At 62.3% G+C, this 22,140-nt stretch carries 20 protein-coding genes; 16 read left to right on the top strand and 4 right to left on the bottom strand.

Going from position 1 to position 22,140, the window contains the following annotated elements; genetic code table 11:
* Window positions 1–37: 37 nt before the first annotated feature.
* From ACVWZ7_RS02205 to ACVWZ7_RS02175, 7 genes are all read left to right on the top strand, one after another.
* Window positions 38–1,120 (top strand): ABC transporter substrate-binding protein, encoded by a 1,083-nt coding sequence (locus tag ACVWZ7_RS02205; protein ID WP_456506820.1) that lies wholly within the window; start codon window positions 38–40, stop codon window positions 1,118–1,120.
* A 2-nt stretch (window positions 1,121–1,122) separates the two neighbouring features.
* Complete coding sequence (locus ACVWZ7_RS02200; RefSeq protein WP_456506819.1) at window positions 1,123–1,935, top strand: ABC transporter ATP-binding protein; 813 nt, start codon at window positions 1,123–1,125, stop codon at window positions 1,933–1,935.
* Window positions 1,932–2,825, top strand: coding sequence for an ABC transporter permease (locus tag ACVWZ7_RS02195; RefSeq protein WP_456506818.1), 894 nt, complete (start codon window positions 1,932–1,934; stop codon window positions 2,823–2,825). Before ACVWZ7_RS02200 ends, ACVWZ7_RS02195 begins: the two co-directional genes overlap by 4 nt.
* Window positions 2,826–2,845: 20 nt before the next feature.
* On the top strand, window positions 2,846–3,763 hold the full coding sequence (locus ACVWZ7_RS02190) for an NAD(P)-dependent oxidoreductase (RefSeq protein ID WP_456506817.1): 918 nt from the start codon (window positions 2,846–2,848) through the stop codon (window positions 3,761–3,763).
* Window positions 3,764–3,785: 22 nt separating this feature from the next.
* Window positions 3,786–4,190, top strand: coding sequence for a YidH family protein (locus tag ACVWZ7_RS02185; protein WP_456506816.1), 405 nt, complete (start codon window positions 3,786–3,788; stop codon window positions 4,188–4,190).
* Window positions 4,191–4,195: 5 nt separating this feature from the next.
* Window positions 4,196–4,537 (top strand): DUF202 domain-containing protein, encoded by a 342-nt coding sequence (locus ACVWZ7_RS02180; protein WP_456506815.1) that lies wholly within the window; start codon window positions 4,196–4,198, stop codon window positions 4,535–4,537.
* A 1,326-nt stretch (window positions 4,538–5,863) separates the two neighbouring features.
* On the top strand, window positions 5,864–5,965 hold the full coding sequence (locus ACVWZ7_RS02175; protein ID WP_456506814.1) for a hypothetical protein: 102 nt from the start codon (window positions 5,864–5,866) through the stop codon (window positions 5,963–5,965).
* 227 nt (window positions 5,966–6,192) lie between these two features.
* Here ACVWZ7_RS02175 and ACVWZ7_RS02170 read toward each other — a convergent pair whose 3' ends face one another.
* Window positions 6,193–7,215, bottom strand: coding sequence for a LacI family DNA-binding transcriptional regulator (locus ACVWZ7_RS02170; protein WP_456506813.1), 1,023 nt, complete (start codon window positions 7,213–7,215; stop codon window positions 6,193–6,195).
* 193 nt (window positions 7,216–7,408) lie between these two features.
* Here ACVWZ7_RS02170 and ACVWZ7_RS02165 point away from each other — a divergent pair, with 193 nt between their 5' ends.
* The 9 genes from ACVWZ7_RS02165 (at window position 7,409) to ACVWZ7_RS02125 (ending at window position 17,468) form a co-directional block, all read left to right on the top strand.
* The gene (locus tag ACVWZ7_RS02165; protein WP_456506812.1) at window positions 7,409–8,788 is read left to right on the top strand and encodes an FAD-binding protein; all 1,380 of its coding nucleotides are present in this window, start codon (window positions 7,409–7,411) and stop codon (window positions 8,786–8,788) included.
* Entirely contained in the window at window positions 8,785–9,786 is a 1,002-nt protein-coding gene (locus tag ACVWZ7_RS02160; RefSeq protein WP_456506811.1) for a zinc-dependent alcohol dehydrogenase, read from the top strand. The genes ACVWZ7_RS02165 and ACVWZ7_RS02160 overlap by 4 nt, the downstream gene beginning before the upstream one ends.
* A gap of 47 nt (window positions 9,787–9,833) precedes the next feature.
* On the top strand, window positions 9,834–11,204 hold the full coding sequence (locus ACVWZ7_RS02155) for an MFS transporter (protein WP_456506810.1): 1,371 nt from the start codon (window positions 9,834–9,836) through the stop codon (window positions 11,202–11,204).
* Complete coding sequence (locus ACVWZ7_RS02150) at window positions 11,201–12,331, top strand: Gfo/Idh/MocA family protein (protein WP_456506809.1); 1,131 nt, start codon at window positions 11,201–11,203, stop codon at window positions 12,329–12,331. The genes ACVWZ7_RS02155 and ACVWZ7_RS02150 overlap by 4 nt, the downstream gene beginning before the upstream one ends.
* On the top strand, window positions 12,328–13,206 hold the full coding sequence (locus ACVWZ7_RS02145; protein ID WP_456506808.1) for a sugar phosphate isomerase/epimerase family protein: 879 nt from the start codon (window positions 12,328–12,330) through the stop codon (window positions 13,204–13,206). The genes ACVWZ7_RS02150 and ACVWZ7_RS02145 overlap by 4 nt, the downstream gene beginning before the upstream one ends.
* Window positions 13,203–14,360, top strand: a complete 1,158-nt coding sequence (locus ACVWZ7_RS02140) for a dihydrodipicolinate synthase family protein (protein WP_456506807.1) — start codon at window positions 13,203–13,205, stop codon at window positions 14,358–14,360. The genes ACVWZ7_RS02145 and ACVWZ7_RS02140 overlap by 4 nt, the downstream gene beginning before the upstream one ends.
* A 4-nt stretch (window positions 14,361–14,364) precedes the next feature.
* Window positions 14,365–15,150: an SDR family NAD(P)-dependent oxidoreductase gene (locus tag ACVWZ7_RS02135; RefSeq protein WP_456506806.1), complete on the top strand. Its 786-nt coding sequence runs from the start codon at window positions 14,365–14,367 to the stop codon at window positions 15,148–15,150.
* 257 nt (window positions 15,151–15,407) lie between these two features.
* Window positions 15,408–16,538 carry a glycerate kinase gene (locus ACVWZ7_RS02130; protein WP_456506805.1) on the top strand — a complete coding sequence of 377 codons (1,131 nt, stop codon included), beginning with the start codon at window positions 15,408–15,410 and terminating at the stop codon, window positions 16,536–16,538.
* A 105-nt stretch (window positions 16,539–16,643) separates the two neighbouring features.
* Entirely contained in the window at window positions 16,644–17,468 is an 825-nt protein-coding gene (locus tag ACVWZ7_RS02125) for an aldo/keto reductase (RefSeq protein ID WP_456506804.1), read from the top strand.
* 1,443 nt (window positions 17,469–18,911) lie between these two features.
* Here the strand turns inward: ACVWZ7_RS02125 and ACVWZ7_RS02120 are convergent.
* From ACVWZ7_RS02120 to ACVWZ7_RS02110, 3 genes are read right to left on the bottom strand one after another with little or no spacing between them, the layout of a single operon-like run.
* Window positions 18,912–20,117 (bottom strand): TIGR02391 family protein, encoded by a 1,206-nt coding sequence (locus tag ACVWZ7_RS02120; RefSeq protein ID WP_456506803.1) that lies wholly within the window; start codon window positions 20,115–20,117, stop codon window positions 18,912–18,914.
* Window positions 20,114–21,067 carry an S-4TM family putative pore-forming effector gene (locus tag ACVWZ7_RS02115; RefSeq protein WP_456506802.1) on the bottom strand — a complete coding sequence of 318 codons (954 nt, stop codon included), beginning with the start codon at window positions 21,065–21,067 and terminating at the stop codon, window positions 20,114–20,116. Before ACVWZ7_RS02115 ends, ACVWZ7_RS02120 begins: the two co-directional genes overlap by 4 nt.
* Window positions 21,064–21,906: an SMODS domain-containing nucleotidyltransferase gene (locus tag ACVWZ7_RS02110; RefSeq protein ID WP_456506801.1), complete on the bottom strand. Its 843-nt coding sequence runs from the start codon at window positions 21,904–21,906 to the stop codon at window positions 21,064–21,066. Before ACVWZ7_RS02110 ends, ACVWZ7_RS02115 begins: the two co-directional genes overlap by 4 nt.
* Window positions 21,907–22,140 lie beyond the last annotated feature (234 nt).

Raw genomic sequence — 22,140 nt, 5'->3', positions numbered from 1 at the left:
TCGTTTGTCTAACCCCCTCTCTCTGAAAGGCATCATCATGTTCCGTGCAAAGAAGCACGCAGGCCGCGTCGCCCTTATGACCGCTTCCGCGGCAACCGTCGTTCTAGCCATGACCGCGTGCGGCGGCACGGCCAATTCATCCAGTGCTCCATCCGGTGAAGTAGATCCTTCCTGTCAGAAGGCATATCCGGCCAAGTATCAGTGGTACGACGGCAATATCATCAACATCCAGGCCGCCGTGGCCAAAGACAAAGGGTTCTTTGCGAAGAACTGCATTGCCGGAACCCCGGTAAGCATCGCGTCAACTCCAGCGTCGATTACCGCCATGGTCGGGGGCCAAGTCGACTTCATCAACACGGGGCCGGACAACGTTCCGCCCGCTCGCGCTCAAGGTATCGACCTGAAAGTGGTGACGAACATCCTGACCCGGCCCATCTACAGCCTCGTGGTCCTCAAGGACAAAGTAGGTGGCACCTATGAGGAGACGCTGAACAATATCAAGACCGTGGGTGTGGTGGCCCTCGGGGGCAGCGCGGAATTCCACTCCCACACGAACTTTGAGGACGCCGGCATCGACCCGGGGACGAAGACCTTCGTGGCGCTGGGCCAGACTTCCACGATGCTCGCGGGACTTGAGAACAAGAAGGTCGACGCCGTCTACTTCTACGGCACCGCCCAGGACATCGCTGTCGCGAAGGGATTCGGAGTCATGGTTTCCGACTCACGCAAGGCAGCGACGAATGAGAACCCGGTACCCAAGACGCTCCAGGGGGTGGGCAAGACCTCACTGCTATGGGCGGCGCAGGGCAGCTTCCTTGAGAAGAACCCGGAAACCGGCAAGCGCTTCCAGACTTCCCTGGACGAGGCCAGCCAGTGGATCCGGGATCCGAAGAACCGCGAGGAACTCTACAAGATTCTGCGGAACCAGGTCTCCGTGCCCGCGGATCTTGCCAACGCCGACGAAGTGTACAAGGCCTCCGTCGACATTTACGCCGAAAACGTTGATACGAAAGTCGACCTGACAGCGCTCCAGGCCTATGTCGATTTCACGGTCAAGACCCGGGGCACCAAGATCACGGAGCAGGCCAAGGACATGGTCTGGTCCGAGAGCGTCAAATGACCATGCGAACCCCATCCGACGTCACCCGGGACCCACGGTTTTCGGGTGATGAGATTGTGGTGGATCGGGTGTCGCAGTCGTTCCGGTCGCCGGATGGTGGTTCGGTGTTGGCGTTGGATACGACGAGCCTGAGGGTTGCGCCGGGTGAGTTTGTGTGTCTGGTGGGTCCGTCCGGCTGCGGCAAGACCACGGTGCTGAACATGGTTGCCGGCCTGGTGCAGCCCACGGAGGGTGAGGTGACCCTGGCGGGGGAGCCGATCCGGGAGGGGAACCATGATGTGGGTTACCTGCTGGCACGGGACGGCCTGTTGCCGTGGCGTACTGCGGTGGCGAACGTGGCGTTGCCCTTGGAGTTGCGCGGGACCGCCAAGCGCGAGGCGCGGGACCGCGCTGCTGAGGTGCTCGATTCGGTCGGGCTCGGAAAATTCCTGAAGTCCTATCCGTCCCAGCTCTCGCACGGGATGCGCCAGCGTACGGCGTTGGCACGGACGCTGGTCAGCCATCCGGGCACGATCCTGATGGACGAGCCGTTCTCGGCGCTGGACGCGGAAACACGGATGCGGCTGCAGGGGGTGTTCCTGCAGCGGTGGGAAGAGCAGAAGAGTTCGGTCCTGTTCGTCACCCACGATCTCGCCGAGGCGATCGTGATGGCCGACCGGGTCCTGGTGTTCTCGTCCCGTCCGGGAAAGATCATTGCCGAGTTCCGGATCGATCTTCCGCGGCCGCGCAACGTGCTCGAGCTGCAGTCCAGCAGCACCTACCACAAGTACTACCAGGACATCTGGTCCGTGTTCCGCGAGGAGTTGGCATCATGACCGTCAAGAACGCACCCGGGCCCCAGATAATGGCACCGCCGAGCAGCCGGCCGGACCCGCCCCGGGAAGGACGGTCCGGGCAGCGGCCCAGGTCCTCCGGGGCGTCCCTGCGCTCCACCGTGATCCCGCGCCGGCATTATGTGTGGGCTGTGCCGCTGGGGTGGATCATCCTGGGCGTGATCATGTTCGGTTCCTGGGAGCTGCTGGTCCTCAACCACACGCTGAACCCGATCTACGTGGGCCAGCCCTCGGCCATCGTGACTGCCTTGTGGGCATCGCTGGGTACTGATCTGGTCACGGTCCACGCTGTTTCGACCTTCACCGGGGCGATCGCCGGGTGGGCGCTGGCCTCCGTCGCCGGGGTGCTCGCGGCCCTGGCGCTGGCGGCCTCACCGTTCATGCTGCGCGTCATCGAGCCGTACCTGACAGCCATCAACGCGCTGCCGCGCGTTGCCCTGGCCCCGATCTTCCTGCTTTGGTTCGGGATCGGCGTGGAGTCCAAGATCGCCCTGGCCTTCAGCCTGGCCTTCTTCGTGGTGTTCTCCAACACCCTCGCCGGTGTGCAGAGCGCGGACGGGGACCGGCTGCTGATGGCCCGGGTGCTGGGCGCAAAGAAGCACGAGACCTTCACCAAATTCATCCTCCCCGGCGCCGTGCCAGGGATCTTCACCGGCCTGGAACTGGGCTTCATCTTCGGGATGCTCGCCACCGTGGCCGGGGAAATGATCGCAGGCCAAAGCGGCCTGGGTGTCCGGCTGCAATACTTCGCCGCGGCCTTCCGCATGGACCAGTACTTCGCGACCCTGATCATCCTCGTGGCCGGCACCATGCTCATCTCCTGGTGCCTGCGCACCATCCGCACCAAACTCCTCCGCTGGCAAAACAACTAAGACTGAATGGAGATTCTCATATGATCAAGCAACAGATAGTCGCTTTTATCGGTCTCGGAGCAATGGGACAGCCCATCGCCCGCCACATCAGCGATGGCGGATATGCGTTGCGGGCGGTGGACAGCTTCCCCGGAGCACGGTTACGCGCCGCAGAGGCGGGACTCGAGACTTTCGAATCCGTCGAGGACGCCGTTCCGGGCGCAGACTTCATTCTCATGATGCTGCCCACCGTCGAGATCGCGCACCACGTGTTCGAGTCCGTGGTGGCGTCGGCAGACCCCGGGTCGATGATCATTGAAATGGGTACCATCGGACACGAGGCATCGGCCGCCCACGCGCGTATCGCGCAGGGCCGGGGTGTCAGGTATTTGGACGCGCCCGTGATCGGCGGGGGCCGCGAGGCGGCGGAAGACGGCCGGCTCAAGATTCTCGCTGGTGGGGACGAGGAAACCGTGCAGTCCGCCGATCCGCTGCTCCGCTGTTTCAGCACCCTGACGTACCACGTCGGTGGCGACGGCGCCGGCCAGGTCATGAAAGTCATCCACAACCTCCTACTGGCAGGGATCACTGCGGCGACAGCTGAAGCTCTGGTGTTGGCAGGACGGCTCGGTGTCGAGCCTGACAAGGCTGTTGATATCCTGGATTCATCCTCGACCAGCACCTTTGCGCTCAATTGGCTTTTCCCGCCAGCGCTGCGTGAGGACTACTCGGGCGGGGCGAAGGTGGACATCTTGCTCAAGGACATCAGGCTCGCGATAGGGGATATCCGCTCGGTGGCTCCGGAGGAGAGCTGGACCGTCGCCGAACGCGTCCACAGGCTCTACGAGCGGTGCCAGGAAGCCGGCTACGGCGGAGACGACATGGCAGTCGTCTACCGGCTGTTGCAGACTGACGTCGCATCCGCCCCGCCGGCAGTCTCTAGCACTGCTTCGGCGTAGGTCTACGAAAAGGACCTTCGCCGTGCACAACAACGAAATAGCGCCCACTGACACCGGTCAGGTCTCACGCGGGAAAATTACTGCACGTCTGCTTCCCGGCGGCACCGAACCGGATCCACGCTTCACTCTGGCAAACGAACGCACTTTTCTTGCTTGGATCCGCACATCTCTTGCACTCGTGGCCGGAGGTATTGCCATTGAGGCCTTCACCTCGGGCCTCTTCGTGGAGCCGGCGCGCAAGGGACTCGCGGTCCTGCTGCTGCTCCTCGGCATGATGCTGAGCGCGGGCGCCGCGGTGCGCTGGATCCGGGTGGAACGGAGTATGAGGAACAAGGAGCCATTGCCGATGCCCCTCATCGTGCCGTTTCTGGCAGCAACGGGGGCGCTGGCTGCCATCGTCATCCTCATTTTCATTGTCTGGCGTTGAGGCGAGTGGTCCGAGCTAGCCAGTCCCATCAGGGCCTACACGAGGATCCGGGCCTTCAACCCGAAAGAACGGCTTTAGCCTGGGGCCGGAGCACGCTGGCGCTCGTTACGGTCAGTGCCATCTCCCTGCGATGGCTTCCTCATTACGGCCTGCCTATCCTGTTGCTTGCGGCCGTATCAATAGCCTCTGCTTGCACTATCTACCTCACGCAGCGGTGCCGGTACAGCTCGAGCGCCCGCGGGATCGCTCAGGAATACATGGACACCAACATGCCTGCCATTCTGTGGACGGCGTGCGCCGGAATATCGCTGGGAGGGCTCGCAGTTGCCGTGGTCCTCGGCGGGTGAAGATATTTAAAGAAGGGCATCCGGGCCGATCACCACCGTGAATGGATCCTCCATATCGGACATCAGCCAAGATTTCGGTGCGGCCTGCTTCACGATATTTGAGGCGGGACACTCATCCTCTCGTGGGCGGCGTCGGCGCCTAAACCAGCCGGTTGGTTTATGGAGGCGCGAACTTAGTTCAGCATCGTTGACTGGCCGTTTCGCTGGTTCCTACGCAGGGCTTTGGGTTGCCTGGAATGTGGCAAAAAAGGAAGTGTGTACAAAGTACACACTTTGGGCTTCGGACTGGGTCGTACCGGTACCGGATCGGGTCGGATTCCGCATGTTTCCGGGGGAGTCCAGTGTTTGCGGGGGAGCGAATGCAGTTCGAGTCCCATCTCGGGCACAGCATTCCCCCTCGTCAGAGGGGGTTGTTGCTTTAACGTGTGTTCATTGACCCTGAGTGGGTCCCTCTGACGCTTGTCGCGGTCTTGTGCCTGGCCGCCGCAGTGGCCTGTGAAGTTGTGTGGGTGGCGGGTCAGGTGCCCGGCTGGTGGGCCCTCCGCGTGCTGGGATGTGGGATAACTCTGGTGTCCTTTCTGGGTGCTTGTGGTGGCCGGCGTTCGCCTAGTACTTATTCATGCCGTGTGGTGGTGATGATGACATGACCAGCGGGGATTCCTGAAGAATTCTTCTACAGATTCGTTGGTGGCTGTGGGGTGTGGGCGAGAAGGTTGGCTGTGTGTCCGGCCCCAGGCGGAGTGCACATAGTCCACACCGTGTAGTCGGGGTGCCCCGGCTCATCGGTGACCCTCTCCGTGCTTCCTTTTCTGCTGACATGAGTTCATGCGGCCATGAGTTCTGTGAGACATGACTTTCAGGTTTGGTTCTTGACCTTTACGGGGCATGACACGGCGGCCTATTCGAGTGCTTTGGCGGGACGCCCGCCATGGACTGCATTGACTGGGTGAGGGCTTATTCTTCAGTGGGGCAGCGAAGTCCGGACATCTACGTTGGCGCTGGCATCAGCCTCACTCCGGGCCAGGCCGAGGCCGCTACTGCAGGGCGAGGTGGCTTCCTGGTCAGCCCGGTGTGACACCGGGCCTGCTGGCACACATGCTGTCGCTTGGCGTTCCGGTCCTCCCGGGAGTTGCCAGGCCGGTGAGGTGATGATGATGGTCCTCGAGCACGGCCCGAAGGCCATGAGGTTCTTCCCGGCGGGGCCTGCCGGCGGCCCCGACTACCTCGCCGCCATTTCAGCGCCCATGCAGCTGGTGCAGTTCTGCCCGAGGCGGCGCCAGTCTCGGCTCAGCACCCGGATACCTCGCCTGGCCGAACGACTCCTGCGTGGGCGGCAGCTGGCTCACGCCGAAGGCAGCCGTAGAAAACAACGACTGGGAGCAGATCATCAGGCTCGCGCAGGAAGCTGCCGGACTCAGGGTGGATTGAAGAGGATCACCGGAACTGACCGGTGAGGATGGAGATTCGGCTGCGGCCGTCGGCCACAGTCATCTCTCTCATGACTCCGTTCATGCGAAGGTGCACAGAGATGTACATAATCGCGGAAAGCGCTGAACAGCGATGCTGGCGCTCGCCGGGTTCGTGATGCGCTCGACGACGCCAAAGTGCGGGCGCCTTTGCCTGGGCGAGGAGGCCCCCGCGAGCTGTCGAAGTCCTCAGCTGCCCAGGGCAGACCGGGCTGGCGCTTTCGCGGTGGTCGTACCCAGGCTCAGTTCAAAGTGTGGAGGTTCCGGAACGTGCGGTGAGGTGCTGGCATCGGCTATGTAGCGGGCCGCGAGGCCGCCCAGTTCCACTAATGGCAACGTCATCGTTGTGAGTCCAAACACGGCGCCGCCGCGGGTGCCGCCGATGCCCGCGACGGACACGTCGTCGGGTGTCTTATAACCGGAGGTCCACAGGCAGGCGAGAACGCCCACTGCGATTTCGTCATTGGCGCACACGATCGCTTCCGGAAGCTGACCTGATGCGATGAGCCGTGCCATCGCGTCCCGCCCTGATTCCTGGCGCATGCCAGTCCCGCCAATGACGTGGGGGAGTGCCTGCGCCTCATACATCGCGCGGCGATAGCCGACGACCCGCTGTTCGACTGCTGTCAGACCAGGCATACCGCCAATGAACGCAATTCTTCGATGGCCAAGGGACAGCATGTACCGCGTCAATTCGTAGGACGCAGCGTCGTTGTCTATGACGATCTTCGTCGAATCGAATCCCCGCGGCGCCAGGGCCACGACTCTTGTTCCGGCCCTCACCGCGAGGTTAACCTCCCGCGCGAGCTGGGCGGTCCCGGGTGCGCCCTCAATGTCGCTGCCGCAAAAAACGATCCCGGAGGCCTGGTGTTCCCGGAGGACCCGGAACTTGGTCCGTTCCTGTTCGGGGTCCCTGTTGGCATTGGCCAGAATGGTGACGTACCCGGACTTGGCCGCTTCGATCTCTATACCCCGAGTCAATTCGGCGAAGTAGGGGTCGAGGATGTCGCTGGCAATGACTCCGATGATCTTGCTGCGCTGCTGCTTCAAGGCCTGGGCGGCGGCGCTCGGCGTGTAGCCCAGGGTTTCGGCCGCCGTACGCACACTATCCCGAATTTCGCGCGATACCGGATGCGCCGAACCGTTGAGTACGCGCGAAGCTGTGGCCACTGAAACGGCCGCAAGCTCGGCTACTTCCCGCAATGTGGCCATCGTCCAGACTCCTTCGGTGTATGCCTCGGTCCAGCCTAGCTGGCACTTCGGTATGTCCAAGCCGCCGTCATTTACTTCTTGACAGGTTCCTGCACACCCCATTAGCGTAATGGTAAACCTTTGCCATTGCCACTAGCGGGCATTTACACATAGTGGCAAACGTTATCCGTTTCAAACTCACAGGAGAGATGCAATGACTGACCTTACAAAGCCCTTCGATTTGGTAGTGGTGGGAGCCGGCGCGGCCGGACTTGCCGCCGCGAACCGGGCCGTCGATCTCGGAGGACGGGTTCTCCTGCTCGAGAAAGGCCCTGCCGCCGGCGGCTCCGCGGCTCTGTCGGCAGGCATTCTCTGGACGGCGCCGAACGTGGAAGTTCTCCGCCGCATCCAACCCGACGGCGACCCCGTTCTTGGACCGCTCGTCGTCGAAGGGTATGAGCAAGCCGTGCAGGACGTACGCGACGCCGGCGTCAGAGTCAGCGACGAATGGCTCGATCACCTCGAATGGGGACGCGCGTGCAAGATCGACATTCAGAACCTGATCGCGACGTGGTCAGCAAAAGTCGATTCCACCGGCGGTGGCCTCCTGACCAGCGTCAACGACGTCGAACTCATCCTCGACGACGGCCGCGTGGCCGGAGTGACTTTCATGCACGACGGCGAAAGGAAGACGGCGATCGGCAACGCGACCGTCCTGGCTACTGGCGGATTCCAGGGGGATCCCGAGCTGAAGCAGAAGTTCATCGGCAGCGGTGCGGACGACATTGGCGTTCGCAGTAACCCGCAATCGGTCGGTGACGGTTTCCGCATGGGTGCAGCCGCAGGCGGCGCCGCGAGCCGGCATCTTTCAGGCTTCTACGGTCACACTCTTCCCAGCCCGCTGCCTGTTTCCCCCGAAGTGTTCCTCCGACTCACCCTCTACTTTTCCGCCTACGGAATCGTGGTCAACCGGCTCGGCAGGCGCTTCACGGATGAGTCGCTCGGTGATGAGGTTTCGAACCAGGCCGTGGTTCGGCAACCGGGCCGGAGGGGTGTCCTGATCTGGGATGACGAAGTCCAGCAGCAACGTGCCCTGGCCGTTCCATATCCCAGCGGCATGGCACTTGACCGGCACGCCGAAGCGACCCAACTCGGCGCGCGTACTGCCGAAACCGAGACCCTGGAGGAACTGATTGAAGTAGTGGCCGGTTGGGGGGTCGATCGCGCGGGCCTCGCCACGACGCTGGAGAACTACCGGCGCGCCTCCAACGGAGAATCCGTCAGCCTCGACGCGCCGCTGCCGGAGAGCCCGAGCCCGCTCAAGAAGGGCCCGTTCCGCGCCGTTGAGCTGCAGCCGTGCATCACGATCCCCTTCGGCGGCCTGCGTGTCAACGCCGATAGCCAGGTCCTGGACCGTGACAACCGTCCGGTCGCCGGGCTGTTCGCCGCGGGCGCCGACGCGGGCGGCGCACAGGACCTCCGATACGTCGGCGGGATCATCTTCGGCTTCGTGTTCGGTCGACGCGCAGCAGACGCCGCCATGCTCAGCGCCGCAGCGCCGCGCAGCGGAGCCGAACTGGTTTCAGCCTCATGAAGACCTCGACGCTTGGCCGTGGAGTGGCTTGGGCAGGACCCGAAAAGCTCCTCATCGAGGACCGTCCGTGGTCAACGCCGGCGCCTGACGAAGTGGTGATCCGCATTGAGAGCATCGGCGTGTGCGGCACAGACGTCAGCATCTGGCGCGGCAACTACCCCGGCGTCCCGGCCGGGACCGTCCTCGGCCACGAATTCGGCGGCACCATCGTGGAAGTCGGCGCCAACGTCACGGACCGAAGCACCGGTCAGCTGGTGGCCGTCGACCCCAACATTGTCTGCGGACATTGCCTGGACTGCGCCACCGGCTCCCGCGCCCTGTGCAGTGAGCGTCGGCTGATGGGGCGGGACCTCGACGGCGGCCTGCAAAGCTTCCTCGCGGTCGATGCCGCCCAAACAATCGCAGTTCCCGGAACACCGGATCCGCGGGCCCTTGCCCTCGTGGAGCCCATCGCCGTTGGGGTCCACGCCTGCGCGCGGGCCGGAGTTACCGCCGGTACCCGGCTCGGCATCATCGGCGGCGGTGCGATCGGGATGGCCGGCGCACTTCAGGCCCGCAGCCTCGGCGCCGAAAGCATCACCGTCGTCGAGCCTGACGCACTCCGCCGGGCAACAATCGAAGAGTACGGCGTGACGGCGATCGCCCCCGGGGACGTGCCCGAACAGCGCTGGAACGTCGCGATAGACACCGTAGGGAACGGTGCCACCATCAGCGCCGTCATGGAGCTGATGGAACCCGGTTCCACAATTTGCGTCGCCGGTCTCGCCCCGGGAGGGACGCTCCCGACGGCCCAGGAATTGGTCCGCCGCGAGCTGACCCTGACCGGAACCTTCTGTTACACCACGGCTGACCTCCTCACAGCCGCCGAACTAGTGGCCGCCCACGGCCTCACCGCACTTCCCAATGACCTGATCCACGGTTTCGACGCCGTACCAGCAGCGATCCAAGCCTTTGCCCTCGGTCATCTCGGGCGCGGCAAAACCATCATCATCCCCTAGCCCCCAACGGGACTCAAACGACTGAATCTGCAATGAAGGAGAAATCAGTGAACACCTCCCTGCAAGCCGCCGCGGTCCATCCGCCGCGTGCAAAAAACAGCCCTGCCCGTGCGGCCGTAGCCAGCATGGCCGGCGGAACACTGGAGTACTACGACAACTACATCTACGCACTGGCTGCTGCTCTCGTCTTCGGGAAGGTCTTCTTCCCGGAGGCCGGAGGCGTCGCAACACTCGCGGCGTTGGCCACCTTTGCCGTCTCCTACGTGGCCCGCCCGCTCGGCGCCGTCCTCTTGGGACACTTCGGCGACCGGATCGGCCGGAAGAAGGTCCTCGTATTCATTCTCATTCTCATGGGAACGTCCACTTTCCTGGTTGGCTGCCTTCCCGGATACTCCCAGATCGGCGCATTGGCACCCGTGCTGCTGATTACTCTCCGTATCCTCCAGGGCATCTCCGTCGGTGGCGAGACTGCCGCCGCGACGGTGCTGACCATCGAAGTATCTCCGGAGGGTCGCCGAGGCTTCTTCACGAGCTGGGCGCCTAACGGCATCGTGGCCGGATTCGTTCTGGCGACACTGGTATTCCTGCCGATCTCTGCGATGCCCGAAGCGCAACTCCTCAGCTGGGGTTGGCGCATCCCGTTCCTCCTCAGCGCATTCGTCACCATCGCCGGATTCGTGATCCGGTCCAAGCTCACCGAGCCTGAAGCCTTCCTTGAAGCCCGGGAGGACCACGCCTTGGTGAAGGTGCCCGTCGTGGAAGTGTTCCGGTCCCACTGGAGTGCCATCGTGCGAGTCACTTTCTGCTCGCTGGCCTTCGCCATCGATACGGTCATCAAGGTCTTTGCACTCTCATTCGCCACCGGCGTCTATGCCATCCCGCGAAGCACGATGCTGTGGGTCCTAATCGTCAGCCACATCTGCGCTCTCGCGACCCAGCCTCTGCTGGCCAAGCTGTCCGACCGGATCGGGCGCAAACCGGTGTTCATTGCCGGAAACCTCGGCTGCGCCGGAATGATCTTTGCCTACTTCGCATCAATCCAATCGGGCAACGTGCCGCTGCTGTTCCTCACCGGCTTCCTGTCAGTGTCGTGCGCTTACGCCGCGATCAATGCCACATATCCGTCCTTCTTCGCAGAGATGTTCAACCTCAAGGTCCGGCAGACGGGCATGGCCCTCGGACTGCAGATCGGCTTGATCGCGGCCGGCTTCGCTCCCACGATCTACACCGCCCTGACGGCCGGCAACCCAACGGACTGGCTGCCGGTGGCAGTGATCTCAGCGATCATCTCCCTCGTCGCCGTGGCAGGCGCCCTCACTGCCAAAGAGACCTTCAAAATCCCCCTGGACAAGCTCGGAGCACCGATCTCCACCGACAAGCCACAGACCGCCGCCATCCCGTCAGGAGAGCACTCATGAGTCACCCCTTCCGCGTCGGAATCGTCGGCTGCGGCAACATCGCCGATAACCATTTCCAGTCCTACTCATCCCTGCCCGACGTCGAAATCGCCGGCGTATGCGACGTCGACCTCGGACGTGCGCAGGCCTTCGCGGCCGAGCGCGGCATCGCAGCCGCCGTCGGCTCGGTCCGTGAGCTCATCGACCTGGGCATAGACGCGCTCAGCGTCTGCACGCCGCACCCGACCCACGAGGCCGTCGTGACCGAAGCCGCGGTGGCGGGCGTGCATATCTTGTGCGAAAAGCCCGTCGCCACCGATGTCGCCGCCGCCGAACGGATGGTGCTCGCGGCCGAGCGTCACAATGTCACGTTCGGAGTAGTGTTCCAGCGCCGCTTCTGGCCTGGCGCACAAGCCCTCCGGGCCGCCATCGACGACGGCCGCCTCGGCCGGCCGATGCTGGGACATTGCCAGGTGCTCCTGCACCGCGACACCGACTACTACAACGCTGCCGCATGGCGCGGCACCTGGGCCGCCGACGGCGGGGGAGTGCTGATGACCCAGGCGATCCACTACATCGACCTCCTCCAGTGGTTCATGGGCGATCCCGTCGAAGTCAGCGCCAAAGCCGGGACCTTCGTCCTCGGGGAGGCGATCGAAGTCGAAGACACCGCGGCGGCGCTCATCACGTTCGCGTCCGGGGCCGTCGCCACCCTCAGCGCCACGGTTGCCGCGGCCCCGAATCTCGGGACCCGCCTCGTTGTCACCGGAAGCAACGGTGCCACCGTGAACGTCACGGAGTACCCGGAAGGTTCCGACGCAGTCAATGACCTATGGGCAGTTCCCGGCGAAGAGCAGGCGGGCACCGTGTTTTCGGACGGTCTCACGGGAGACATTCCCGTATCTGAAGTCAACGCAAGGCTTCTGCCGTTGCACAAGCTCCAGGTCGCCGACTTCGTCGGCGCAGTGCGCGCCGGCCGTGCGCCCTGCGTCAGCGGGCGCGAGGCGATGAAGTCCCTGCAGATCGTCGCCGCCGTCTACGAATCAGCCCGTACGGGCCTGCCGGTTCGAATCGGCAGCACCTCCGTGCAATCACCTCGCTTCACCCATATGTCGAACTCACTGGCCGAATCGGGGGCATCCCGATGACACCCCAACCGCACCAGGAGACCACCATCGAGCTCAGCCTCAACCAGGCCACGACACGCCCGTACCCGCTGATCGCGACAGCAGAAGCTGCGATGCGTGCCGGAATCCGACACATCGGCCTCTGGATCGAACCAGTGGAAGAGATCGGCATCGCCCGCACCCGGCGGCTGCTCGCCGACGCGGGCTTGTCCGTCAGCTCTGTGTGCAGGACTGGATTCCTTGCCGACAAAGACGGCGCCGAACTGAGGACCGCGATGGACGGCGTCAAACGGGCGCTCCACCTCTCGCATGCGGTCGGCAGCCCCATGCTGACCCTGATCGCCGGCGGACTTCCAGCCCGGGACCGCAGCATCCGGCACGCGGAGCAGCGGCTGCGCACCGCGCTGGAAGAGCTTGAACCGCATGCCCGGGAAGCCGGTGTCCGACTAGCTCTCGAACCGCTGCACCCCTTGTTCGTGGACGGCCGCAGCATCGTCACCACAATCGCCCAGGCGCTGCGCGTCATCAAGGATCTGCCGGCCGACACCGTAGGAATCCTTGTTGATGCCTACGCCACCTACTGGGACTCCAATTTTCACGACGACATACTGGAGGCCGGCCCGCGGATCGCCGGCTATCAGGTCAGCGACTTTGCACTGCCGCTGCCTGGAGCGGAAAACATGAACGGCCGGCTCTTCCCCGGAGACGGAGGTATCGACCTCGCCTCCCTGACCTCCTCCGTCCGCCGCGCCGGCTACACCGGCCCTGTGGAGGTCGAAATCTTCAACGACGACATCTGGACGTTGCCGTTGGAAACCATCATCGAACGCACCGTAGCCAGCTTCAACCGCTACGTCACCGAACCCGTCAACGCAATGGAGCGCCAACTCGTATGAGCACCGTGAACACCATCCAGCTTCCCGCCCCGGACGGTCAGTACCGCACCGTCAAACTCGCCGAGCCGGCAGAACTTGAAACCTGCAGCACCCCGCCCGCGTCCCGCATCGCTTACGCCGCCGGGCACGTCGTGGCGGATCCGCTCCTGGCCAGTGCCGGTTCCGCGGCCATCGACTGGGACGCGACCCTCAAGATCCGGCATGCTCTCTGGGATCTGGGCCTGGGCGTCGCCGAGAGCATGGACACCGCACAGCGGGGCATGGGACTCGGCCCCAAGGAGGCCCTCACTCTCGCCCGGCGCACCCTTACAGAAGCCCGCGCCGTCGGCGGCTCCGTCGTCGTCGGAATCGCAACGGATCAGCTTAACCCGGGCCCCCATCCGCTGGAAGAAATCGCTGATGCCTATATCGAGCAGCTCGGCGAAATCGAGGCGGCAGGAGGGAACGTCGTCATGATGGCCAGCCGCCACCTTGCACTGTCCGCTAAGAGCCCCGATGACTACCTCGAGGTCTACGGCAAGGTCCTGGACGCCGCGCAGCGGCCGGTGATCCTGCATTGGCTCGGGTCCATGTTCGACCCCGCCCTTGAAGGATACTGGGGCCACCGATCCATCCCGCAGGCAGCCGAAACCGTGCTGGGTCTCATCGAGTCGACGAAGGACAAGGTCGCCGGGATCAAGATCTCACTGCTCGATAAGGATCATGAGATCAGCTTCCGGCGCCGGCTCCCAGCGGGAGTCCGCCTCTTCACCGGCGACGACTTCAACTACGCCGATCTCATCGCCGGGGACGAACACGGGCACAGTGACGCCCTCCTGGGCGCGTTCGCCGCAGTGCCCCGTTTCGCATCAGCCGCGTTCGCCAAGCTTGACCGCGGAGACGTCACCGGGTTCCGGCAAATCCTCGACCCGACCGTCCAGCTGAGCCGCCTGATTTTCGAAGCCCCGACCCAGTACTACAAAGTGGGCGTCGTCTGGCTCAGCTACCTTACGGGGTGGCAGAGCCACTTCCGAATGGTCGCCGGCCTTGAATCCGGCCGCTCAATCCTGCATCTGGCGGACCTTTTCGAAGCGGCGAACAGCATCGGGCTGTTCCCGGACCCCGCAGCATCCGCCGCCCGGGCCTCGGCGTATTTCCGCGCCCAGGGGCTCTGAACCGATGCCGAACCACAGCATCGCCGACGACGCAAGTCACGAACCGACGGCGGAAGTATTCGCCAGACCCAGCGACCCTGGGGGTTTCCGTTGCTTCGTGGTGGGGGCGGCCTCCGGCATGGGCCAAGCAACGGCAGAGCTACTGGCGAGGAAAGGGAACCGGGTGGTCAGCGCCGACCTTGCGACAGCCAATTGGCCCAGCCACGAAAGCCGGTACCCGCAATTGTCCATCGACATCTCAGACGGTCGATCCGTCAAGGACGCCGTTAAACACGCGACCTCACTGCTGGGTGGCATGGACGTCGTCGTTAATACAGCCGGGATCCTGGGGAAGATCCAGCCATCCGCGGAGGAAACCCTCGACGAGTTCGACAAGCTCATCCGCGTCAATCTCACCGGTGCGTTTGCCCTTTCCCAAGCGGTCCTCCCGCAGATGGCTGCCAACGGCTTTGGTCGGCTCATTCACTTCTCGTCCACTGCGGGCAAGGAGGGCGTCCCCGGGATGACCGGGTACTCCGCCAGCAAAGCCGGAATTACCGGCCTCGTGAAGGCCCTGGCAAAGGAGTACGCCACGACCGGAGTCACCATCAATGCCATCGCACCGGGCAAGATTGCTACTCCACTTATCAGCGGCAAGCCGCCGACAGCCGAAGACCTGCAACGGATCCCGATGCGGCGCCTGGGAACCCCGGAAGAGGCCGCAGCACTGGTCGAATACATCGCGTCACCGGAAGCCTCCTACACGACGGGTTTCGTTTTCGACCTCTCCGGAGGCAGAGCAGTCTACTGACAGGGAGAGCGCCTGCCGGTTCAGGAGAACCCGCAGGCGCTTCCCGGGCCTGCCCACACTGTGTCGGAAGAGCCCATGCCTTCTCCCGGGACCCCAGCCCGACACGATGCAGCAGCTGCCGGGGGCGCCGGCTCTTCCATCCCCGCAAATCTGCCGCCCCCGGAAACCCAACTCATGTCATCACCGGCGGTCCCTTGGCCCCACCAGCCTGCACTGTCCGAGACGCTGCACCCCGGTATCACCGCGAAGGAATCCACATGCGAATAGTAATTGCAACTGACAAATTCAAAGGCTCGCTGTCCTCGGCCGAGGCAGCCCAAAACCTGAGCCGAGGAATCAAGACGGCATCACCGGGCACCATCATTGAGGAAATCCCAATAGCCGACGGCGGAGAAGGGACCTTGGACGCAGCCATCGCTGCGGGCTTTACGAGGCACGTCGTGACGGTGTCCGGCCCGACCGGCCTTCCGACAGAAGCTGCGTTCGCCAAACGCGGCCACGAAGCGGTGATTGAACTCGCCCAGGCCTCCGGGCTGGCCCTGCTCCCCGACGGCGTCTTCGATCCTCTCGGAGCCACGAGCCTTGGAACAGGGCAGCTGATTCGGGCAGCTCTGGATGGCGGATGCACCAAGATCATCGTCGGTGCCGGCGGAAGCGCCAGCACCGATGGGGGAGCCGGCCTGCTCACAGCCCTGGGCGCAGAATTCCTGGACTCAACCGGCACGCCCATCGCAAGGGGTGGCGCAGCTCTGGCGGACATTAGCCGCATCCATTTGGAGGGCTTGGACAGACGCCTGCGCTCGGCACGGTTCGTCCTTGCCAGCGACGTCGACAACCCCTTCCTTGGACCGCACGGGGCAGCAGCCGTTTTCAGTCGCCAAAAAGGGGCCGGCAACGACGAAGTAGAACAGCTCGAAGGCGCCTTGGCCCACTTTGCCGGCATGCTTGAAGCGGCGATCGGCCCGCGCGCGGCCAAAGCGGCGCGGGCCGGAGGATCCGGCGCGGCCGGGGGCGCCGGATACGCCCTGATAGCCGTCCTCGCCGCCCGTCGCGAATCAGGAGTGAGCTTCGTCCACGACCTGACTAATTTTCATGCCCGGCTGGCCGGAGCCGACCTCCTTATCAGTGGCGAGGGTCGTCTGGACCATCAAAGTCTGGGAGGCAAAGCCGCCGTCGGCACCGCAAAAGCAGCCATATCAGCAGGCATCCCGGTCATCGCCGTGTGCGGAAGCACAAGCCTCACCGAAACAGAACTCCAGGACGCCGGGTTCCGCAAGTCATACAGTCTCCTCGACCTCGAACCCGACCTTGAGACATGCTTGCAAAATGCATCAGCTCTGCTGGAGCGCACGGGCAGGATCGTCGCCGAGGAACTGCACGCGGCGTAGCCGGAACAAGTCCTCCGCCGTCATGACGCCCGGACTTTACGGCGCGAGCCATCCGAATCGCCACCCTATTGCCTGGAAACACAAAATGAGAGCGAACCCACAGCTGTGATCACACCGACCATCAAACTGGCGAATGGGGTGCAGATGCCTGTCTTGGGTCTCGGCACATGGCCCATGAACAATGTCGAAGCAGCCACGGCAGTCGAAACTGCGGCGGCCCACGGATACCGGCTCATAGATACGGCCGAGAACTATGGAAATGAATCCGGAGTCGGTGAGGGCCTGCGCCGCAGCGGAATCGCTCGTGAGGACGTTTTCATTACTTCCAAGTTCAATAAGCAGTGGCACAGCATCGGCGGAGTCCTCCAGGCCTTTGAATCCAGCGCCTCACGCCTCGGCGTGGACTACATCGACCTTTTTCTCATACATTGGCCAGACCCCGCCCAGGGCCGTTACGTTGAAGCCTTCCAAGGCCTGGAAGCTCTGCTTCGAAGCGGCAAAGTCCGTTCGATCGGCACGTCGAACTTCAAACCGTCCCACCTGCAGCGGCTCTTCGACGTCGGTCTTGTGCCGCATGTCAACCAAATCCAGCTCGATCCGGAACACGTGTCCACCGACATCCGGGAACTTCATGGTCAGAATGGTGTTGTCACCGGTGCCTACAGCCCACTTGGGAGGGGCGGCTCATTCCTGCAAGACCCGGCAGTAACAGCACCGGCAGCAAAGTACGGCAAGACGCCGAGCCAGGTCGTTCTCAGATGGCACACCCAACAGGGAATCCCGACCGCAGCCAAGTCCGCAAATCCGCAGCGGCAGCGGGAGAATTTGGACATTTTTGACTTCGAACTCACCGAGACCGAACTCCTTGGAATCAATTCACTCAACACAGGGAGACCGGCACGGCTAGATTCGGACAGCTACGCCCACTGACACAGGTCCGCTGGCGAGCGCTTGGTGGCCGGTCTCTTGCACCTCACGCGGCGTCAGGAAATTAGCGTTGTCTACATGGCAGAGTCAACCGGGGATGGACCACTGTGGACCATCGGTGAACTTGCCTGTGCGTGCGGCGCCACGGTCCGGACACTCGGGACCCGAAGGGGCATCTGGGCCGGCAGCTGATTCCTGCCGTGGACGGGGCGGAGGGAGGCCACGATGCCGTTCGGGGCTTCTACGTCCTGGACGGTACGGGCAACGGCAACGGGGGCCAGTTCCATATTCTTCGCAATGACATCAGTGACAGGATCTTCCAAACCCACCACCCCCCGAGCTGAAGCTGTCCCTATCTCTCCGCCAGCCCGCCCACGAGCCGTAGCCGGGCGATCCGCCTACTAGCCGCTTCTGAGGGCGAGCTTGACGCAATATCGTCTATCAGCGGGGATCTTCCTGCGATCGAAGGAGCTAGGGTGGGGCTACGTCCTGATCTTGGAGCTGGCCAATTTGGGGTGTGTACAAAGTACACACTTTGGGCGTCGGACCGGGACGTACTGGTGCCGGACTCCGCATATTTCCGGGGGAGTCCATTGTTTGCAAGGGATGGAATGCAGTTCGAGTCCCACCTCGGGCACAGTGTTTCCGCAGGTCAGAGGCTTTTTGTTTCCTGCCTGTTGACAAAGCTTGACTTTCAAAGCCGAATGACTTCTACGGTGAACCGTGCCTCCATCCACTGGCTCGGCAACAAGCGGACGGGCTGGCGTCGCTGGATCGCCCAGAGCCGCGTGAACGTAGCAGACCAGCTGGTTCCTCAAGGAGCTTGTACCAGGCGCGCGGGTCATCTAGGTACGGCGCCACGGCCCACGTTAGTCAACGAGGGCGTCCCCGTCCCGTCAAGACCAAACAGACGCTGAAAATGGAGGGCCGGAGGCTCTGGACCACGCAGGGGCACCCGCACGTATCAAACCAGCCGTTTCCTTTAGGACTCAACCCGAACTACTTGCCGGGTAAGAGCTCGTACCAGGGGCCCGGGTCATCCAGGGCCGTGGGCTCGTCCATGCTGGGGACTACGAGGGCGCCTCCGTGCCGGTTAAACCGCAGCTCACTGAGCTGCGACCACACGGCATCTCTGCCGAAGGCCATGTTTGCGCCGGCGGCATCAAACGCAACATCGGCCGGAGTCAGGCATTAACAGACGCTCCGCTGCGTGGCACTCCGGGACGCTTAGGTCACGGACCTAGACAGTCCGCGGGACCCGCGGATTTTCTGCAGGGCTTGCTTCGTTTTACCTTGACATGACTGGGGACTGTTGTCGCGGTATTACGGTTCCGTCCACATCGTAAATCGCAAGGTTGGGCACGCGGCAACACGCTTTGGAAGATCAGCTCGAGACATCGCAGGCCCTTCGGCCCGGATACTACCGTAGACGACGATGGCGTGCCTTCATCGCTGCGTATATTCGCGAAGCTTGTCCTCGATCCAGCGCTCCACTTTCGAGGACATCTTGTCCGGGTGCTTCGCACGCATGTATTCCATGAATGGCAACATGCCTGCTTCCTGATTATTACCGTGGGTGTCCACCGTTGGACGCTCGATAAGATCATCGAGATCAGCTTTGGTTAGTTCTTCAGCAATAACTTCGAGCCTCATCAGCATGACGTTGCTATGGTCGTAGCTACGGGTGAAATCAGCTTCCGCAAGCCATTTTTCCTTGAGCACCCGGCGCACCGAGGCCGACTTCAATTCCTCTGGCAGGCTGATGCTATCGAGCCATCGTCCACCTTCAAATACTCGATAAAAAGCAGAGGCTGAGAGGCTGCGTCGCTTGGCGTGGATAATACCTTCGACCTCCGCAATCACTTCATCGCTTACGTAGCGTGTGATCAGATCGTAGGCGAGACTTGCGAGCGAGATGTAGTGCAGAGCGAGGTTCGACTCAAGCGGCGTTGCGGGAGTGTGGGCTTTCTCGTTGCGCAGGAATTGAATCGACATGTTCAGATACTTAACTCCATCATAGAAGTCTTTCTCGGCGGGGTTGCGGCTAGCATGACCAAAAATCTTCTCCTGGTTCGACGCTGCAAATGCATCCGTGGCCTTCTCGCTGCCGGTCTTCTCGCGGAGCTTTTCTCGCACGAGCTTGTACGACTCCTCAACCGCGTGAAAGTAGTCGCCGTTGACTAGATACTGGTCAATATGGTTGTAGATGTCCTCGTGGATCTCGATCTGAATCTTATTGGCCGCGACTGTCGCCTCCGTAGTGAAGCTAGCGTGTACGCCACCAGCTAACGGGGTCTTCGCATCTTCCGCCCGCGTGCTGCTCAAGCTGCGCGCGATGTCATCTATTCGTACAACCTGCTCATCAGTGATGTCGGCTCCCAAAGCAGCTGCTGCTTTCTTGACATCGAGGTACTCGGCGAGTGCATGCAGGGAGGTGGCAACCTCTATGTCGGATCCGCTCTTCCAGAGAGCACGGATCCTATTTGCCTTTGAATCGCCGAATCCGGGGTAGCGTTCAGCATCGTAGATATCGATGTTGAGTTCACGAAAGAAATTCGCGAACGAGGCGTTCGAGAAGTCAAGAACGTATCCACTCGTCATGCCGAGAAGGGCTTCGAGGTACGTCTTGTTAGCTACGCTGAGTCCGCTCATTCGACATCTTCTTTCCTTGTCTGGGCGTCCTCACCGAGTGCTCGGGCGGCGTCCGACATTTCAGTTTCGTTTCGATCACGAAGTAGGTTGTAGAGCCAGTCAGGAACAAGTGGTGCATCTCGTCGAAGCGCAAAGAGCTGCGACTGCCATGCGACGAGTTGCTCTGGCTGAATCGGCGCGGTGCGATTGGTAGAGATTGCGTCCTGGATTTCGTTAGCGAGTGCCTCTCTCTCGCGTCCAGCGGCACGCACTTTTTGAAACTCATCCCAAGCGTCCAGGAGAGGGGGCATGACCGGGATGGCAACGACCAGCAAGAAGGTCGCCAGGCTGAAGCCGCTAGTAATGGAGATTGTTACCGCCATAATCGCCCACGTGACCAGCAGGCCAAGCCACAGGGCCGCGTTTCGGTCAAGGAGCCGTCGGGAATACGCGACGTTACCGCGTTGGGCAATCGCGATAGCGACGGCGCCAGGCACATTCTTCTGAATCGAATACCAATCGCGGAGTCTCTCTATCGAGTAGGCATAGCGTCTGCTCGCTCTTGCGCCAGCCCCAGCACCGGTGAGCTGCGATATGTCTTCAGGAAGCACGCGCAGTTCTCGCACTGCGATTGTCGGCATTCCGAAGATCGTTGTATCAAATTGCTCCTGTATGGTCGCCGCGCGCGTTGCGCCACGACGCTCCAAGAATTTGAAGAGAACATGATTTAGGACGTACCAGACTGCGGCCACGGTAGCCGCGGGGACCGCAGCCTCTGGCCAGATAGCGGTCAGAATCGGCGCGCCGATCGCTACGACGCCAACTCCCACCCCACGAACGCTCGTCCAAATCTTCGTCTTTGAGTAGAGCCGCCGCTGAGCGAGTAACAGCTTTAGGTTGGCATCAAGGTTCTGTGCCTTCGCAACATCGTTTGCTGATGGGGGGCGGTAAGACGGGTCTGTTGAGCTCACCTGTTGAACAGCAGCTTCAACTGCTCGATAGCCATGGCCTCATTGCCTTGCTTGTAGTGGTCGAGTGCCTTACTTGCCCTGCTGACGGCAGTCGAGAGCTTGGAGAGGGCGTCGGCCCTGGTTGCGTCAGAGGAACAAGCCGTGAACCGTGAGCCAAGCCCGGTTGGATCATTCATAGCAGCCAGGCTGGCTGTGTGGAGATTGCTCAACCCGAGGTATAGATCATAGATCTGGATGTACGACTGCTGTCCCTCCATGTACTTTGCGGCGCGCATTTCCAAGTAACAAGACGAGATGGGCACTTGCCGCTTGTACTTCCAGACCTTGAGTTGTCGCGCGAGGGTCTTGACGCCGCCGTTGAACTTCCTGTTCACGGTATTCACATACTCGTTGTGGGCTGCTGGGTAGGTCTTCATCCACCCACCAGGCAACGTAGGGTCTGCAATCCAGTACCCATATCCGCTGGTCGCATCGGTCACATAGCCTGGCACAACTTCGATCTCGCAGTCCGAGAAACGGCACACGACCGCTGGACTGCGAACTGAGATCGTCGTAGTCGGGAATCGAGCCATTAGAGCCTCGCGAACCTTGTTAAGCACGGTCGTTGAGGATGCCGGCCGAATGCCTTTCAAGGAAGCGAGGTAGTCGGCATCACTGAACTGCCAGACGCCAGTACCTTGGCGAAGCGAGCCGATCTCAAACATGCGATGGACGCCGATGACGTAGTCGAGTCGCGCCTCGATGGAGGCCCTATGGCTCTTTGCGGCGTCGAAATGAGTAGGTAGCGGTGTGTAGAGCGAGTTCAATCCTGCAAGCCAGGACGAGACAGACTCGGCCATCTACTTATCCCCTTGATTGCTCAGTCCAAAAGAACCGTTGGAAGAACGCGGGGAGCCATAGCTTTTGAAGTCCCAACCGTCCAGGCTCCCTCGAAGGTCGTTGGCGACACGCCAGGCCGTCGTGTGTGGCTCCGCGCACTGCGCATCCTTGGTGGTCCCAGCCATGGTTGTCTCTATACTCCTTGCGCGTGCGCGCCTAAGCCTTGATCCACCGATGCTGATCGGGGCGCTGTC

This window comes from Arthrobacter sp. TE12232 (assembly GCF_054062615.1).
This window is presented reverse-complemented; position numbering and strand designations above follow the sequence as displayed.